Source organism: Dyella sp. GSA-30, assembly GCF_027924605.1.
Lineage (GTDB): Bacteria > Pseudomonadota > Gammaproteobacteria > Xanthomonadales > Rhodanobacteraceae > GSA-30.
On the sequence record NZ_AP027042.1, the window covers coordinates 4655680 to 4671052 of the forward strand.

The 15373-nt window shown below is 52.0% G+C and carries 12 protein-coding genes; 8 read left to right on the forward strand and 4 right to left on the reverse strand.

The annotated features are described in order from the left end of the window. Positions 1-484: 484 nt before the first annotated feature. Positions 485-1507: a hypothetical protein gene (locus QMG46_RS19865; RefSeq protein ID WP_281849609.1), complete on the forward strand. Its 1023-nt coding sequence runs from the start codon at positions 485-487 to the stop codon at positions 1505-1507. A 203-nt stretch (positions 1508-1710) separates the two neighbouring features. On the opposite strand, the gene QMG46_RS19870 is transcribed toward QMG46_RS19865, so the two are convergent. Continuing rightward, positions 1711-4908: a hypothetical protein gene (locus QMG46_RS19870; RefSeq protein ID WP_281849610.1), complete on the reverse strand. Its 3198-nt coding sequence runs from the start codon at positions 4906-4908 to the stop codon at positions 1711-1713. Between the two features lie 144 nt (positions 4909-5052). Here QMG46_RS19870 and QMG46_RS19875 point away from each other — a divergent pair, with 144 nt between their 5' ends. The 4 genes from QMG46_RS19875 (at position 5053) to QMG46_RS19890 (ending at position 8628) form a co-directional block, all read left to right on the forward strand. Next, entirely contained in the window at positions 5053-5451 is a 399-nt protein-coding gene (locus tag QMG46_RS19875) for a hypothetical protein (protein WP_281849611.1), read from the forward strand. 22 nt (positions 5452-5473) lie between these two features. Beyond that, a complete protein-coding gene (locus tag QMG46_RS19880; RefSeq protein WP_281849612.1) occupies positions 5474-6496 on the forward strand; it encodes a DUF4238 domain-containing protein in 1023 nt (340 codons plus the stop codon). A gap of 211 nt (positions 6497-6707) precedes the next feature. Beyond that, positions 6708-8207, forward strand: a complete 1500-nt coding sequence (locus tag QMG46_RS19885) for a recombinase family protein (protein WP_281849613.1) — start codon at positions 6708-6710, stop codon at positions 8205-8207. Beyond that, complete coding sequence (locus QMG46_RS19890; protein ID WP_281849614.1) at positions 8191-8628, forward strand: hypothetical protein; 438 nt, start codon at positions 8191-8193, stop codon at positions 8626-8628. The genes QMG46_RS19885 and QMG46_RS19890 overlap by 17 nt, the downstream gene beginning before the upstream one ends. 390 nt (positions 8629-9018) lie before the next feature. Here the strand turns inward: QMG46_RS19890 and QMG46_RS19895 are convergent, their stop codons facing one another. Next, the gene (locus QMG46_RS19895) at positions 9019-9558 is read right to left on the reverse strand and encodes a hypothetical protein (protein ID WP_281849615.1); all 540 of its coding nucleotides are present in this window, start codon (positions 9556-9558) and stop codon (positions 9019-9021) included. A 330-nt stretch (positions 9559-9888) separates the two neighbouring features. Between QMG46_RS19895 and QMG46_RS19900 the strand changes: the two genes are divergently transcribed. The 3 genes from QMG46_RS19900 (at position 9889) to QMG46_RS19910 (ending at position 13248) form a co-directional block, all read left to right on the forward strand. Next, positions 9889-11064, forward strand: coding sequence for a hypothetical protein (locus QMG46_RS19900; protein ID WP_281849616.1), 1176 nt, complete (start codon positions 9889-9891; stop codon positions 11062-11064). A 152-nt stretch (positions 11065-11216) separates the two neighbouring features. Continuing rightward, positions 11217-12098, forward strand: coding sequence for a hypothetical protein (locus tag QMG46_RS19905; RefSeq protein ID WP_281849617.1), 882 nt, complete (start codon positions 11217-11219; stop codon positions 12096-12098). A gap of 157 nt (positions 12099-12255) precedes the next feature. Continuing rightward, positions 12256-13248, forward strand: a complete 993-nt coding sequence (locus QMG46_RS19910) for a DUF3800 domain-containing protein (RefSeq protein WP_281849618.1) — start codon at positions 12256-12258, stop codon at positions 13246-13248. A 526-nt stretch (positions 13249-13774) separates the two neighbouring features. On the opposite strand, the gene QMG46_RS19915 is transcribed toward QMG46_RS19910, so the two are convergent. Both QMG46_RS19915 and QMG46_RS19920 read right to left on the reverse strand, forming a co-directional pair. Continuing rightward, complete coding sequence (locus QMG46_RS19915) at positions 13775-14329, reverse strand: hypothetical protein (RefSeq protein ID WP_281849619.1); 555 nt, start codon at positions 14327-14329, stop codon at positions 13775-13777. Next, positions 14326-15276: an RHS repeat-associated core domain-containing protein gene (locus QMG46_RS19920; protein WP_281849620.1), complete on the reverse strand. Its 951-nt coding sequence runs from the start codon at positions 15274-15276 to the stop codon at positions 14326-14328. Before QMG46_RS19920 ends, QMG46_RS19915 begins: the two co-directional genes overlap by 4 nt. Positions 15277-15373 lie beyond the last annotated feature (97 nt).

Here is a 15373-nt window from a genome sequence, read left to right on the forward strand (position 1 = left end):
ATGTCAACCTAACTCATTGATACATATGGGAAGACATATAGCTCTACATATAGCTTCGCTTATAGTTCATGGCGCCATGAAGTGTATCGAGGCCATTCCTTCAAACCTAGATTCATACCCATCTAGAGGGGAAAATTTAAAAACACTTTCCAATGCTAGCTCGCGATCTAAAAACCCGCATTGCTGAGTGCGATGTGCAGACAACGGTTCCCCCGTAAGTGGCGCTTTGTTCCTATGCGTTCGCACCAGCGGTCACTAAAGCACTTCCAGACTGAAGCAAAGTTCGGAACGCTTTATAAAACGCTGTAAAAAATACGACTCTCCTGAACAGAAAAAAAAGAAATCATCGACCTTGACCGCTTCCGCGCTGATTACACAACCACGCCTCGTTGTCCTCGATACGTCGCACATAGTGGGACTCGCAGCCGACTGGGCTTCGGCTGATTGTGAACGACGCGGTGCCGCCCAAAGGTTCATTCCCCACTTGATCGAACAAGGTTGGTTGCCGGCGCTTTGCTGGCACCAAGTAGAGGAACTGCTACAACACCAGGACGACGAACTGGTTGATGCGCGGCTTCGTTATCTCCGGAGTTGGCCGCTGACAGCATGGATTAAAGCATCGGATCCTGATGCCGGCCCTGGGTCTGTTCTCGATGTGCTAAAAGCTGAGGTTGCTGTTGCTTATGCACAACCGCATGCAGACGCGCTCCAAGTTCGTGAACTCGTGCGCACTAACCTATTTGCGTTTGGCAGAGCAACTGAGGCAATTCCTGATCTGTTTCAAAACTGGCGGCTCCTGCGCACTGCACTTGTTGACCGGCAGGAAAGCGCCCGCAAAACCGCAGCGATCTCTCGTTGGCGCCCAGAAAAAATTGAAAGTACGCGGATCACTGACTGGATGAACAAACCGTTGCGCGATCTAGGAGAAGCCATTCGCAAACTCGAGCATCTCCAAAATAACCTGGCCAACGAGATTGCAGCGCGCGGCGATAAGCGCATAGTAGAACCTACGGCAATGGCGGAAGCATTCTTTTCCGAGATTATCCGTAGCGGGCAAGCGATCTCCGCTGAGCACGCGCTCCCGCCTGCAATCCAAATTCTGGTGAACGCAGGCCTAGAACCCGACGATATCGATCTGTCAGCCACGTTCACCGAAACCCTGGATCGCCTCATCTTTTACAAACGCTTGCGGATTGTCGCAGAGGCAAATGGACTGCCCTTTCCTGATCTGAAACGGATCGTGACCCGAGATCGGCTTCCAGTCTCTATAGTTGAGGAAAGCATGCGGCTCCACGCCCATGACCAACCGGAACGCAAGGGTAGTGATCTGAATGACGTCCACCTGCTGTGCCTGGCCCCCTACGCCCATGTGACCTACGTGGACAAGCGAACGCTAGAGAGCGTTCGTCGGGCACGAAGCAAGGACTTCGTTTTCGCAAAGCTCATTGGACAAGTCAGCAAAGCAAGTAACTACCGTAACATTTCCACCGAGCTCACAGCACTGTGATGTGCAATTTTGAGATCCTCCGTAACTAGCAAGTCAGGAGCCGATCAGCCTTCTGTTACAGAATGGAGTCAAAAATCCTTTCCCCGCGGAACAATTAGTTTCTTTATTCACTGATCAAGATCTGAAAGAAAGGCAGACTCTATATAGTACTTGCGGCATTTTCCCCGAAGCAGCATGCAAATCTGGATTCGCGCGCACGGCATTTATGATTCCGTGGATTCGACAGCAAGGGTCGGTTCAAGCACGAAAAGCTCATCAACCGCACCTAGACCTGAACGTTGTCGATAGCAGTAAAAACTTGTATTTAAGGGCACTCGCTTGAATGCATCTGTCTCATAACGGCGCATCATAAGCTTAGCAAGCTCGCTGTCATTGGAGACTAAGTGCTGCCCAGTATCGGGAGGAAAGGCGGGCCCCGCATGACCGCCTGTTGCGGCAATGACAGCAGCCACTCTTATACATTCGTCGATAACACTCTCCCGAACGTACGCCTCACGTAACAGGAGCGGCAGATTGATTGCCCGCATCACCAATGTGGTGCGACGCGCATCAACTTCAGGGATTTTCTGTACATAAAGCATGGCCATTCCGGCCAGTGTTCTGGTGTTTGGATCGAAGATCACTAGATGGGCATGGCGAGACTCCTCCCACATATCCACATCATCGGAAGTGCATAGAGCTGTCGCCTTACGGGCGAAAAATGCTGCAGGAGCCTTAGATACTGATGCAATCAACTCCGTCTGACCTTCCGCGTCTCGAAATGCTGAGCGGCGTACTTCCGAAAGCCAGCGGGTTAGCACCGGAGAAAGACAATCAAGCAAGATTTTGGCCGCAACACCCGGCGTCGTTGCCGTCTGACCCACGGCGCGTGGAAGCGCTTCTACGATAAAAGCTGGGCTAGTAGCTTGCTGATCACACGCTTGTACGGCAACCGGCAATCGTTCGTGAATCCAATCATTTAGCGCAGCCATATCGGCAGGAGCTGTAACAGGATCTCGGAATATCTCGCCCAGCTGTGCGAACCAAGGTCGTACATTTTGGTCTTCTGCCAATAGCGCCAGAAGAAGAGCCCAATGCCCAGCTAGTGACTCTAAGCTGGCAGCCGGATCTGTCAGCCGTTGCTGATTAAGAACCGAGAGTGCGTGTACCTCATTTCCGAGAGTCCAGGCTTCCGCCCATCTTCCGACTTGCGCCAACGCGTCTAGTTGACTATCCGGCAACGCCGCCACACTTACCAAGTGCCGTCGAGTCCAGCGCATCACATGATGTCTTGCTCCCAAAGGCGCAAATGCGCGTACTTGGCGCTGCAGTCCGGCCACCTTGGGCCAAAGTGTTCTCACATCCTCATGGGCCACGACATATACGTATGCGACGGCCTCCATCTGAGAGGGCTCCAGCTCTCGACCGACCGGCCCGAGTCCACCAAGTAAGCCTGCATGTGCGCGGGCAATGCCACGGCGTGCGGCGCGCAGATCAAGATTGGAAGCTAATCCTGCGCGAATGAGGCTTGGAACCAAAACACCCTCGCCCGCGGCATAAAGCTTTGGTAAACGCGCAAGCAAGATCTCAATCAGATCTTCCTTCGTGTGCTTAGTAGTTCTAGCAGCATCCGCCAACTCCATGAACAACATATCAAGGGTGCCGGCGACGGTGTAAAAGGTGTCGCGGCGCCACGCTTCGTTAAGGATGGCCTCCTCCAAAGATGCAGAAGGCCCACCCCTTAACCTGATCGCCTCGCTGCCCCAACCATGGTCATAGTGCCAACGGGTTAGTTGTCTCCAACTACGAAGCTTGCGCTTATCGTGGAGATAAGCGAGAAATCCGTCATCTAACCGGCACAACTGCATAAGTTGTCCACGTTTAGACAGGTCTTTGATACCGTAGGCTTTCTGCAAATAGCGAACGCTAGCGCTTCTCCCACCTTTTAGTGCTATCTCCGCAACAAAATCACTCCACTCCCCCAGTGGAGGGCGCCCAAAAGCAGCATGCAACGGCAGAAGTTCCAATACCTTTCTGCGGTCACGAGCTACAAATGCTGAGTGCAAGGCAAGCATATCTGCACTAGTCGACGCTCCGATGGAGCGTGCAGCATCTGCGAACGGCGCGAATGAGTCGGCGGTACCAGCGGCTAGGTATCCTGGTCCAGAGGGAAGATCGGAAAGTGACAAACCTGAAGCTAGAAGCAAATCAAGATGAGTAGACGTTGGCACCGTATGTCGATAGTCGTAGGCGGAGATCCAGCGCTGCCAAGCTATAAGGTCCGCAAGGGTAGCGCCACGTTGACGCAGATACTCGACTAAAGAAGTCGAAAGATCACCACTACTGTTGAGCAAATCATTGAAGGCAGCACAATCATCTGCATTTTTTGCCCCGACTGTATTGAGAACAAAATGCCATCTCGTCGGCGATACTAACCATACTGAGGAACCGCAGGCGACAATGGCTTCGTCTAGAGAAATTTCTTTCTGCCGTAGCAGGCTCACCACAGCGAGTAGTAATTTTGGTGTGATCTCATAACGATCATATGTCTGATGCACTGTTCGAAGAGCTTCGATTCCAGCACCCGCCTTCTTCAGTTGCTCAAGGCAGCGCCAAAAAGCGATGCCAAATCGACGCTCATCCGCGCCTGCAAGGTACATGTAAATGGAGGGAAGGTTTGGAAGATCTAGGTCTTCTTTACTTACTAACAACCCGTGCTGTTGCCAAGACACCAAAAAAGAGGCCGGTAACTTGAGAAGCGCGTCGGTCAGCTTCGCTAACTCCGCCCCAGTTCGCACACCGAGGTGTCGTGCCACGCGCATTCGAGCGATACCTAATGTACGCGCCTCCACGACCTGACTCCGGTTAGGCGCACCGTCAAAATGACGAAGGCGATAGTCCAAAGAGAGATCTAACGAAAAAAGAGAACGCCCTTTACCGTCATCGGTCATCTGAGCGACGACCATAGCGCGCCCCTCATAGGTCGTCACACCAATGATCCGGTTCCGAATCCGTCTCATCGTGACCTGAGTATCAACAGCCCACCAAAGCCATTGAGGACGGCGAAAGAGCCGGCGCGGCAACGCGGCATCAGCATTGGGCAATCCCAACGCGCGACACGCCAGATCGAGCCGATCAGGTGTAAGTCGATCGAGAGAATTGGCTACTCTATCGCGAAAATATCGGATAACGTCTTTGCCGCGCCTGCGAGATAGACCGTCAACTAGTACATCCTCACGTTGCCTCCATTCTCTTCGCATATCGGATGGACAGCCCTCCAAGACTTCACGACGGAAATCCCGATAACGCTGGCGAAATGATTGAGCCTCAGATGGATCGGTTTTGTGACCCCCAAACCGGATTGGCATCTCGATGGCAGGTTTATAGACACGCGACTGACGTTCCAAGACACCCTCGGACATAGCTTCATCTCGGATTTATCGGCCAGCGCCGATAAAAATGAAGCCCAATGCGCAGATTTGGGTAGGCCCAGACGGCGTTGCCGACCTCCCTGGAACATCACTATGATTGGGTTAGGGGCTATGCCGGTTACAACGAGCTGGAATATGGAAGATACAGACGTCGACGCAAAAACAGTCATTAAGGCCCATCAGGACCGTTCCGAAAAGGAATTCAAGAAAGCCAAGTTGGAATGCATGCGAAACATGGCAACTATGACTGCATACAGTTTCGGCTCCAGCTATCTGTTCTTCCAGCGACCCAAAGTCTTGGGTTCGCCACTCATCAGTGTGGCACTCGGTGGGATTCTGTTCTTTATCACGCTTTGGGGCGTAGCGAGTACCGCCGAGATCTTCCTTGATGCTGCCATAGAGCGCCATATCGACATCCGTAATCCCAAGTGGCAAAGCGGGCGGCGCAAAGTCCTCCTTTTTTGCATCCTTATGGCCATCTTTCTGTGTTTTGCAACAGTCCCTTACTTGGTTATGGAACTACCTCGAAAGTGACCGACCAAGTAGAGACAATGCCATGCAGCAACTACGCAAAGACAATCACTACGTGCCGCAGCTATATTTAAAGCAATGGTCGCGCAACGGCAAAATACCTACGTATAGGCTACTAGTACCAAACGATAACTGCGATCATTGGAAAGAACACTCGGCCAAGAGCATAGCCTTTCACCAACACCTCTACACGTACGTAGTCGGTCAGGGAGAGACGGATGAATTCGAGCGCTGGCTTGATCGAGAATTCGAAAATCCAGCTGAGGAGGCAATCAACCGAGCGATCAACGGTGAACGGCTCAGCCGCGACAATTGGAGCCAGCTAATTAGGTTTCTTGCCGCCCAAGACGTACGGACTCCAGTACGCCTAAAAGAATTTCTCACGCGACAGAATGAGACATTTCAATCCTTCATAGATGCAACGCTAGCCAACTCTGTCGCAGAGCTCGAAAAGGCAGCAAGACTCGGAATCCGTCTACAGACGCCCAAAAGAGATCCAAACGACATATTCCCGGTTAAGGTCACCGTCGCACGTAGTACAGAGGGCGGAGGAATCATTCAAGCCAAAGGCATTGTGGGTCGACGCCTGTGGCTCGCGTGTTCCCGGCATATGTTGACTAGCACCATATCGTATTTGATGGCGCACCGATGGACCATCCTTCATGCTCCGGAAGGTGTGACTTGGCCAACTAGTGACAACCCTGTCATTCGGCTTAATTTCGTAGACGCCAATAATTACGACTTTCGGGGCGGCTGGGGGCGTAAGAACGGAGAAATCCTCCTTCCTCTGAGCTCTACACATCTCCTCTATACGAAAATTGGAAATCGCACCTTTAGTCGAGGCACGGTTTTGGATGAGGGCACGGCGCGCATGATACGGCGAATGCTCATCGAGCACGCGGATCGGTTCGTTTTCGCTCTGGATAAAGGCGACATTCATCTGATCCGCCCACGCAAGGTTTGCTCGGAAACCTATAAACGCGAACAACTCGGTTGGAAAAACTGGCACCATGAGCAGAGCCAAGCAGAAGCAGGCCTTTCACTCTAGGTAGCCACTCAGAATGTGCTTGTACCCCCGGAGTTCAAGCGGCATCTCTAAGGCAGACATCCAAGTAGACATTTGGAAGGCGTGTCAGCTTGCTATGCCCATAAGTACAGCGTAGCGTGCTTAATCGCCGACTAACCTCTTCCATCCCATGCCTACTGAAACTCAACACAGGGGACCGAGCTCGGCCACTCCTGTGGCTGAGTATGTGAGGATGTCCACGGACAAGCAGGACACCTCGGTAGCGAATCAACGAACTGCCATTGCTGCGTACGCTAGTACCCATCACATGGTCGTGGCACAGAGCTATGTGGATAAAGGGCGTAGCGGACTGGACCTTGAAGGCCGCCCGGCGCTTCAGCGTCTCCTGGATGACGTCCAAAAGCACTGTACGGGGTGCACCGCCATCCTCGTCCTAGATGTCAGTCGTTGGGGACGCTTTCAGAACGTGGATGAGTCCGCCTTCTACGAGTTTCTCTGCACCCAACACGGTCTGCGCGTCATCTATGTCGCCGAGCCCTTTACAGGAGGCGAAGGGCCACTGCATGCGGTCCTCAAAAGTCTAAAGCGATCCATGGCCGCTGAATACAGCCGTGAGCTGTCGGCCAAGGTCTTCGCTGGCCAAGCTCGATTGGTTCGCGCAGGTTTCGCCATGGGTGGTCCTGCTGCCTATGGGCTGAGCAGGATGCTGGTCGATGCATCGGGTAAGCCTCGGTGCATCTTGAAGCCTGGTGAACGCAAAAGCATCGCCACGGATCGCGTTCGCCTGGTGCTCGGGCCGCGTGATGAGGTGGCCGTCGTACGCTGGATGTTTAAGCAGTCTGCCGCCGGCGTCAGCATGAATGACATCGCAAAGCAGCTCAATCAGAAAGGGAAGCGTCCGGCGAGAGGTGGCGCGTCTTGGAGTGCATCCACGATCAAAGGCATGCTTGATGACGAACGCTACTTGGGCAAACTCGTCTTCGGGCGAGACCCGTCACGGAGACTCTCTCAGCCCGATCCATCGCAGCCAGAGCCCGAGCCTATTCGTATGGATCATGCGTTCCCTGCCATTGTCACGCAGGAGTTGTTTGATGCTGCCCGGGAACAGCGCGAGCTAAGATCTAGAAGGCTTACGGACGATGAGATGCTGGAAGCCTTGCGAGAGCTTTGGCAGCGCGAGGGCCGTATCAATTTCCATCTGATGGCCACCGATCCAAATACACCTACCTCGCAAGCCTACCTTCACCGCTTCGGAAGCTTGCGAGCAGCCTACAAACGCATTGGCTACATCCAGGAGCGGGACCTAAATTACGGAGACATACGCGATCGGATTCGGGTATGGCTTCCCAGTGTGATGGGATGCGTACGAGAAGCCCTTGAAGACGATGGCTCAACGGTGACTCAGGAAGGGCGCATGCTCCGTATTGACGAGACGTGGTCCATATCGTTCCATTTGATGCAATCGTCCCAGGTGGGTCACGGGAACATCCGATGGATCGTGCCACGCTTTCGTAGCACCGCGGACATTCTGGTTGGCATTCGCATGGACGTGAGAGGGGAGCGACCCCTGGACTATCTGATTCTTCCGGCCGTTAGCGCGAAAACGTGGCCGGACGTGATTCAGAACAGTCCCGATGCGGGTGCTCGCTTCTATCTGTTCGACTCGCTTTGCATCCTTCGCGAACTGGCCACCCTTTCCATGGGAGTTCCGGATCATGCATGCGACGGATAAAAGACGTTGGATACGCGAACAGCAGATGATCGCGTCGCTGGATATGGTTTACCACCTTTGCGCGCGTCATTGTCGATCCATCGCAGCAGCCTGCCTGCGCTTGCGCGACGACCCCATTTATGAAGATGTCTTGGGGCGTGATGGATACCGGCTGTCTTCGGTTGCCACAAAGCTCCTTGAAGAACCTGCGCACGCTCAAGGCACTCCCATGTTGCGCCTCGCGATAACCCGGCGTTTGCTGCTTCAAGTGATGGATCGTAAGGAGGTCGTCGTATGGCTGGCACGCGATCATCCAGAAACGTTGTCCATTCTGCTCAATGCGGCCGATTTCGATGGACTGGGCGTGGGTGATTTTGAAGAAGACCCTTTGCCTGTAGCGAAACCATGGAGGAGACGCATCAAAGCTAGCAACTTTCGTTGAATCCAGCCGAGACGTCGCTGCCGGACCAATACCGCCATGTTCAGCTCATGCAGGAAGCTGCTTGATGTCGCCCTGATGGCTACTTGAAGTCCGGACTTGATGGCAAATTCTAGATTAAGGGCTGCCGCAGTAAGACCGGTCATTCCCAACCTCTCGGCACGTTTAGCGACCTCCCGTGATCTGAAGCATGCTTCAACATGCTTTTCTTCGAGGAGAGATGTCACTGTCGAGATGCCGCCACTCAGCAGCAATTGAACATCTTCCGTCATGTTGGCTTCCTTTCTTCCGTACAAGGAAGCCTATGAGACCGATCTGGCGTCGCCCATAGAAATGTTCCGAAATTTGAACTGGCGTTGGCTCACAAGTTCACGCACCTACCATGCCACGTGTCTATCGCTGATCCGCTGCGGCTTCCTTGATGCGTTCGATCAGCGTGCGCTCTGGCTTAATTACCACCGTCTGATTCACCGACGTATTGATATGCAGGCGTAACCGCTTCAGCCACCGCTCGCTGGTCGCCTCAGGATAATCAGCGAGTAGCCACTTGGACCACTTAAAGTCCTCATCGGAATAAGTGAACGTCGCGCGTTCTCCATGTGTTACCTCTTTGGGCATCGTCTCGGAATAAGGGCCACCGAAATTTTGCATGCCAAACTTGTATCCGCTCTTGGCCGGCGGGAACTTCCAAGACACGGAGTCCACTCGCACAGGCCGCTCGCCCAAGTTCGTTATCGAAAGCGTTATCAGATTCCGTATATGCTCACCGTTGCCTACGATTGATCGGACTCCGATGGTGGCATAGAGCTTGACCCGACTTTGTCGGCTCGCCAGCCACAAGGAGACGATCACGGCGCCGGTCGTGGCGAGCCCAGCCACCCAAGTGCCCACCGCGTTCCAGACGTTGATTACCTGATCAGTGCTGAGACTCATAGCATCCCCTGTTTGGCGGCCTGATGTTACCAATACCCACCCGGCCGCCCATGAGGCAACCTTTTCATGCCCAATATCAGTGGGCGCTCTTACCGGCTACGGTACCCAAGAACAGGAAAGTCAATAAATAGACGATAACCCCCAACCTCTTGATACAAATTGAAAATTTTGTCCACACATATTGAACATTTGCTAAAGCGAACTTCGAATTTGTAGGATAATGAAACATTATAGGGCTCCACTCAAAAGGTACTTGGCTCCTCGCAACATACAGCGTCGCAGCCAGATCTTAGCCAGTGGGCACAAGGATCAAGGGCGTTTAGGATTAACATGAAATCTCAAGTCATGCCGAAAGAAATGCACAAAACGCTCCGTAAACAGAAGCCCCTGAGGCCTTACCGCCTTCTCCGTATCGAACTGAGACGAATGCGACACCTGTACGACGCGTGCCTATATACGTTCTCCACCACCAACTCGTACTTAGATGCACAACTAAAAGCGGGAACAATTTTACCTAGCTCAAAGATAGTCGTACCAGACACGGAGCGAGTGCTTGCATGGTCTCCAATTGAGCTGCTTGAACGAATGAAACGTACCTATCCAGAGATGCTTAGAGCTTCGCTGCTCGTCCGAGCTGTCTCACACATGGAAAATTACCTCGTAGACTTGTTAAATGAAGTGGCAGCTCGGAGCCTCACTCCATTCAAGTCTCAAGACAAGATTGTGTCGTTCTCCCAGGCTCACTTATTGTCATTTGATAGTGCAGATCAGCTTCGATCCCATCTTATTAAATCGGAATGCAGAGCACTAAGCGGCAAAGGATTCAGAGATTTCGAAAAGTACTACAAGAGACATTTCAATGTCATATTCTCGCAAGCCAAGGTATCTATCGAAGAAATTGATGGTGTCTATGCTCGAAGGCACTTACTCGTACACGCAGGCGGCGTAATCGATAAGCAATTTCAAAAAAAATTTGCACCAAATGCTCACCCTGGTCAGAGCCTTGAAATACCCGAAGACTACTTTCTGCAATCCTTGACTAACCTTGAAATTTTGGCCGAATACTGCTCTGCACGTATTGAGGTGCTTTTTCCAAAAAAAGATGATCCTGAACCACCAGCAATTGCGCAATTCATTGATGAATTTTTAGAACAACTCTCTAAGGCAGCAAAAAAGGTCAGTTCTGAATCCCCCATGCTTATTAGCTGGTTCGGGGGCGTGTTTCGAACAAGAGAGCTTCTAGACGCTCACTTTGGCGATAACTCATCCTTCCACATTGATGAGGTATCACATTCCTTGAATGAAATACTGGTGGGGAAAAAACGCACTGGAGAGCGAGCAATACAATGGCTTGTTTGCGGCGAAAAGGCGGTCGTAGGACCATACATTGCTTACTTGGAATACCTGTCACGCAGAGGAATGCTAGAAGAGTTCGAAAAACACACCGTACAAAAACAAACGACGCTTCTTAAGCTCCTAAGTGCAGACCGTTCAGCGACAACATAGAACATCGTGGCCTCAAAGATCGGCCCGGCCACTGCAGATCAGTTTGGCACACTGATAGTAACTTTCGCCAATGATGTTGCCGATATCCACATCTTTTTGAACCAAGCGACAACCGTCTACTTACTACACAAACATCAGAGATGGACAAGCCTGTGGAATTCAACTTGCATCAACCGCCACGAAATAGTTCAGCTCACGCCGCTATGCATCCACCCTGGAGGCTAGCGAGGCAGTCAGCGGTATTCTTCGGCGAACGGCCAGTTAGTCCCAACATTGTGCCCGTCGCACAAGAAATGTGTAGCTGGCTGCAACAGAAAGGGCATGTCACTCTGATCACAGAGAAAGAGCGGGAAAGTCCACTTGGCTTAACTAATCCATACTCTTATTCGGCGTCGTCCCTCGCCGCTCAGCTCTGCTCTGCCATTAACGAGATGTCGGACTTTATAAATGATGACCGAGAGACCCCATCCATCGAGACGGAATTACGGCGCATTCGGCTAGAAAGCGAACTAATCCTCCAATTTGCTCGCTTCTGCGAGGCCGCGATTAAACAGATGCTCTACTGCACAGCAATGGATGCCGATATTTATAATCGAGCGACTATGGGACGCCTTCTTGCCTTCGATTGCCTAGATTGTCGGAAGAGCGGAAAGCCGCATCTCGTCTCTTTGCTGGGGGCGCTTGCTCATCACTATCACAATTGCATCACGCTTGAAACGTGCCTTTTCGATCATTTAGCTTTTATAGGAACACGTCGGAACAAAGAGGCGGCTCACTCAGAGGCCGCAACGCCACGCTACTCTCAAGCTAGTGAATCACGTATTGCAGCGAAGGAGTACTTAGACATGGTAGGCCATGAACTGGGACACATGTGCCAGCACATCGGCGAGATTGAAACGAAGATGATCGAGGAAATTAAGCTCTGGATCCTTCACTTTCCTAACGCTCCCTCGCCCGAAGCTCTCATGCGGATCCCTGTTCGTGTCAGGGACGTTTTGGACAATCTCGACGGCTCTAGATCGGGTGAGTCATGAGCGAGATATGCTCGGCATATTGTCCAAAATGGATGCTCTTACCGCGAGGCTATGAACTATACCCATGACCAACGATAGCAGTACTCCATGCTGAAGCATCAGAAGTAAGTTAGCCTGATTTCGAACGATCAAGTGGTACAGGGACATCGAGCCGAAAATGCACATCTACCTGGATGAGTCAGGTTCGTTTGGAGCGGCGACCCATCTAGGGTCTTGGTGCGTGGTTGCCGCCTATGTCGTTCCAGAAGCCGCCATTGATGGCATGTCTTTTACCCTACGGGAATACAAGCGTATGGCAGGCTTCCCGCCGACTTCTGAAGTGAAGCGACGTCATGCGCCAATAGCAGCCTATCTTCGCCTTCTTAATAACTTGGCCTCCAACGATGGATTTCTTGTAGCAGTTGCCACTGATGCAGGCGCTAACGGCGACGTGCTTGCCAATCAGCGGTTGCAGGTTCATGAAATTCGGTCAGCTATTGGGCTCCATACTGAAGCCGAGCGATGCGCTGCATCGGACTTAGCTTATGCAGTTGAGCGCTTATCGCCGCAACTCTATGTCGAGCTGATATGTAGGCTTTTGCTCATTTGGCGGGTGATCAAACTCAGCACGCTACGCTTCGGTCTCTCCTACCCTGAGGCACTGCATGCTTTCCGCTGGCGATTTGACGCGAAGAATACCCAGATAACGCAGTTTGAACAGGCCTTCGGACCGACTTTCATTGGCCTAGCTTTGAATATGTCTCGAAAAGATCCTCTATTGTTACTGCCTGGCGGCGATCGGAGTTGGCTAGATAGATACCGTCGCACGCCCCCGGACCCTCTTCCCGCCCATGCTGCAGACGCAGTGTGGCTAGACCCCACAACACTCATTACTGACGATCTTCAATTCGTCGATTCTCGCGAAAGCGAAGGAGTACAGGTCGCAGACCTTCTTGCATCGGGAATTGGTAGCTGTCTCCGTCAGCGCTCTGCCACCCCACGCCGTCAGGGTCGCCTGTTGGGCCGCTTGATGCTCCGGCTCGACGACATCGATGATGCCGTTGTCCTTGTCGGCTTCGACTCTTCCCAGAAAACTTCAATCTCGACAGAAACTCTGTCAGCTCTCCACAGAATGAAGCTTGCGAGCCACGCGCTGCTTCGCCATAGGTAACACTACCCCTTCTAGAAGAGATTGGCTGACCGAAGGCGGAAATTTAACTGGATATGTCCAGCACATACTTTGGTTGTCAAAGTATCGCCGCCCGCCCTAGCTGACACCATCTAACTAGTTGTTTTTTTATATCCATGTACGTACTTTCCCCTCAGCTGACAAGCAAAGTACGTACATAACAGCTCCCAGGTACACATACTTTGGTTATCGCACCTGCACAGACTTTGGTGTCATGCCCACTTGGGCATGACACCAATGTACGTACCGGTTGTACAAACATTGGTGTCAACCTGCTCAGCAGGCAATGAGACAGACAGTCTGCCCTGAGCCACTCCCCATCCCTCTAAGCAAATTTGATCCTTGGTTGAGAGCGTTCGGCCCTTCTAGTCCGTTGCCAGCTTTACTGGACGACAGCAACCTGGATGGATTACCCGGAACGTCTGCGCCCTCAGCCCAAGGCCACGATTTGCCGTGACCTCAAACCCATCCGTAGTTAGTTGCGTGCCGTTCCGGTAGGCGGTCCGGGTCAATTCAACTTGAGCCCAATCTCACTCACGAGAATTAAATTTTGGTTGCTCAATAGCTTCCCACTATCATCCCAATTCTGAATTTTTACCGACTTTAAAATACCTGCCGGACTAACTTCATATTGATAAGCCACAACTAGCTTGTTTACGTCAATATGCCGTGCGCAACCTGATCGAGTAATCATTGAGCACGTCGCAGAGCCACGCCATCCGCCATTTGAAAGTCGCTTAATTAATATCCTTGGTCCAACTGTATATTCTGCAGAATGGCGCCTGCCATTTTGGATGGCGAATACCAAGTAACCGATGGATCGACATCTGAACCCGCGGGAGGAGCAATCTTCAACAGGCCCATCGACCTGCGGCAAATCGTTGGACGATTTCTTTATGTCATCGATTGCTGTACCTATTGTAAACTTATTTTTTTCTATACCAATAAAATAGCCCTGTTGCTTGTCAACATATCGTACTGGGCTAGTAAGGCCATTAATCGAATAAATGGTATCGCAACACAAAGCACTGGCAACGATCAGAACCGCTATCATGGGATTCATTGATTGGGCTCCAAAAAAGAATTCGCTGCATCATTATAAGAATCTTGGTGAGCGGCTTGATCGTTGCCCATCCGGATCGCCCCGGATATTCCAAGAGCTTTCGATTCTTCGTGACTTTGATGAATTCCCTCGTGTAAAAACTCCTCTTCCTGGGTCCTTTCTGCATCCCCAAATACCGTATGTCCCGGCTGCAAGCCATACTTACCGACAGTGGTCGTGTTGTGCGATGTAATCATCGCCCAATTATCAGCGGGATTGCTGGGATTGAAGGGATCCGCTCTTATTACGCGCCCTACCAAGTTCTGGGCAACCGAACTTCCCGCAATAGAAAATGAGTAGGTCGTGTCGCCGCTCTTAAACGATATATCCGCGGTCTTTCCGGAACTGGCTACCGCATTGACCGCGGTTGTCAGAGCCTTTTCTAATCCCGCATACGTTTTATGGTCTTCTGCGGTTGCATTCCTGGTTACGGCCTTTCCATTCACCTGCGTGACTACTTTGTCGATCTGACAGGTGTACGTCTTATTAGTTTCCGTACAGGTACGGCCGTCAGGATCGATATATCGAGCAGGATTGTCATTGGCATAGTCATACCGATTGAAGGTAAAGATATTCGCCGCTGTCGGCGAAACGGGGTCCACGCTTACGAAGCGCCCTGTCGCAGCGTCGTAGTATCTGTGTTGCATGTAGATGAGATTGGTCTCAGGGTCATCCACATGCCCCGTGTATCCAGGCCCATTGGGTGGCGTACCTAACGTGATCGTTCCATAGGGCGCATAGTCGAACGTAGCGGTGATGTTGCCTTGGGCATCTGCTTCCGCCAAGGGAGTTCCTTGGGGATCGGTATAGACGTAGGTGAGGGTGCCGTTTTGCTGGGCATGAGCGAACCCACTAACCCAAAGCGCTAGCATGCAACCGGCGACGACGACTGCTCGACTGATAACCATCCATTGCTCCCCTGTCCGTTACCCGCTCCGACATGACGGGCGTGTCTTCATGATGAGAACAACAAGGGGGGAGGCGTCAAGCTCCTGTGGGTCAGCA

Bases quoted from the DNA above. Each gene is read 5' to 3' on its own strand.
- QMG46_RS19870 (WP_281849610.1), bottom strand. From the start codon at position 4,908: ATGTCCGAGGGTGTCTTGGAACGTCAGTCGCGTGTCTATAAACCTGCC.
- QMG46_RS19875 (WP_281849611.1), top strand. From the start codon at position 5,053: ATGGAAGATACAGACGTCGACGCAAAAACAGTCATTAAGGCCCATCAG.
- QMG46_RS19880 (WP_281849612.1), top strand. From the start codon at position 5,474: ATGCAGCAACTACGCAAAGACAATCACTACGTGCCGCAGCTATATTTA.
- QMG46_RS19885 (WP_281849613.1), top strand. From the start codon at position 6,708: ATGTCCACGGACAAGCAGGACACCTCGGTAGCGAATCAACGAACTGCC.
- QMG46_RS19890 (WP_281849614.1), top strand. From the start codon at position 8,191: ATGCATGCGACGGATAAAAGACGTTGGATACGCGAACAGCAGATGATC.
- QMG46_RS19895 (WP_281849615.1), bottom strand. From the start codon at position 9,558: ATGAGTCTCAGCACTGATCAGGTAATCAACGTCTGGAACGCGGTGGGC.
- QMG46_RS19900 (WP_281849616.1), top strand. From the start codon at position 9,889: ATGAAATCTCAAGTCATGCCGAAAGAAATGCACAAAACGCTCCGTAAA.
- QMG46_RS19910 (WP_281849618.1), top strand. From the start codon at position 12,256: ATGCACATCTACCTGGATGAGTCAGGTTCGTTTGGAGCGGCGACCCAT.
- QMG46_RS19915 (WP_281849619.1), bottom strand. From the start codon at position 14,329: ATGAATCCCATGATAGCGGTTCTGATCGTTGCCAGTGCTTTGTGTTGC.
- QMG46_RS19920 (WP_281849620.1), bottom strand. From the start codon at position 15,276: ATGGTTATCAGTCGAGCAGTCGTCGTCGCCGGTTGCATGCTAGCGCTT.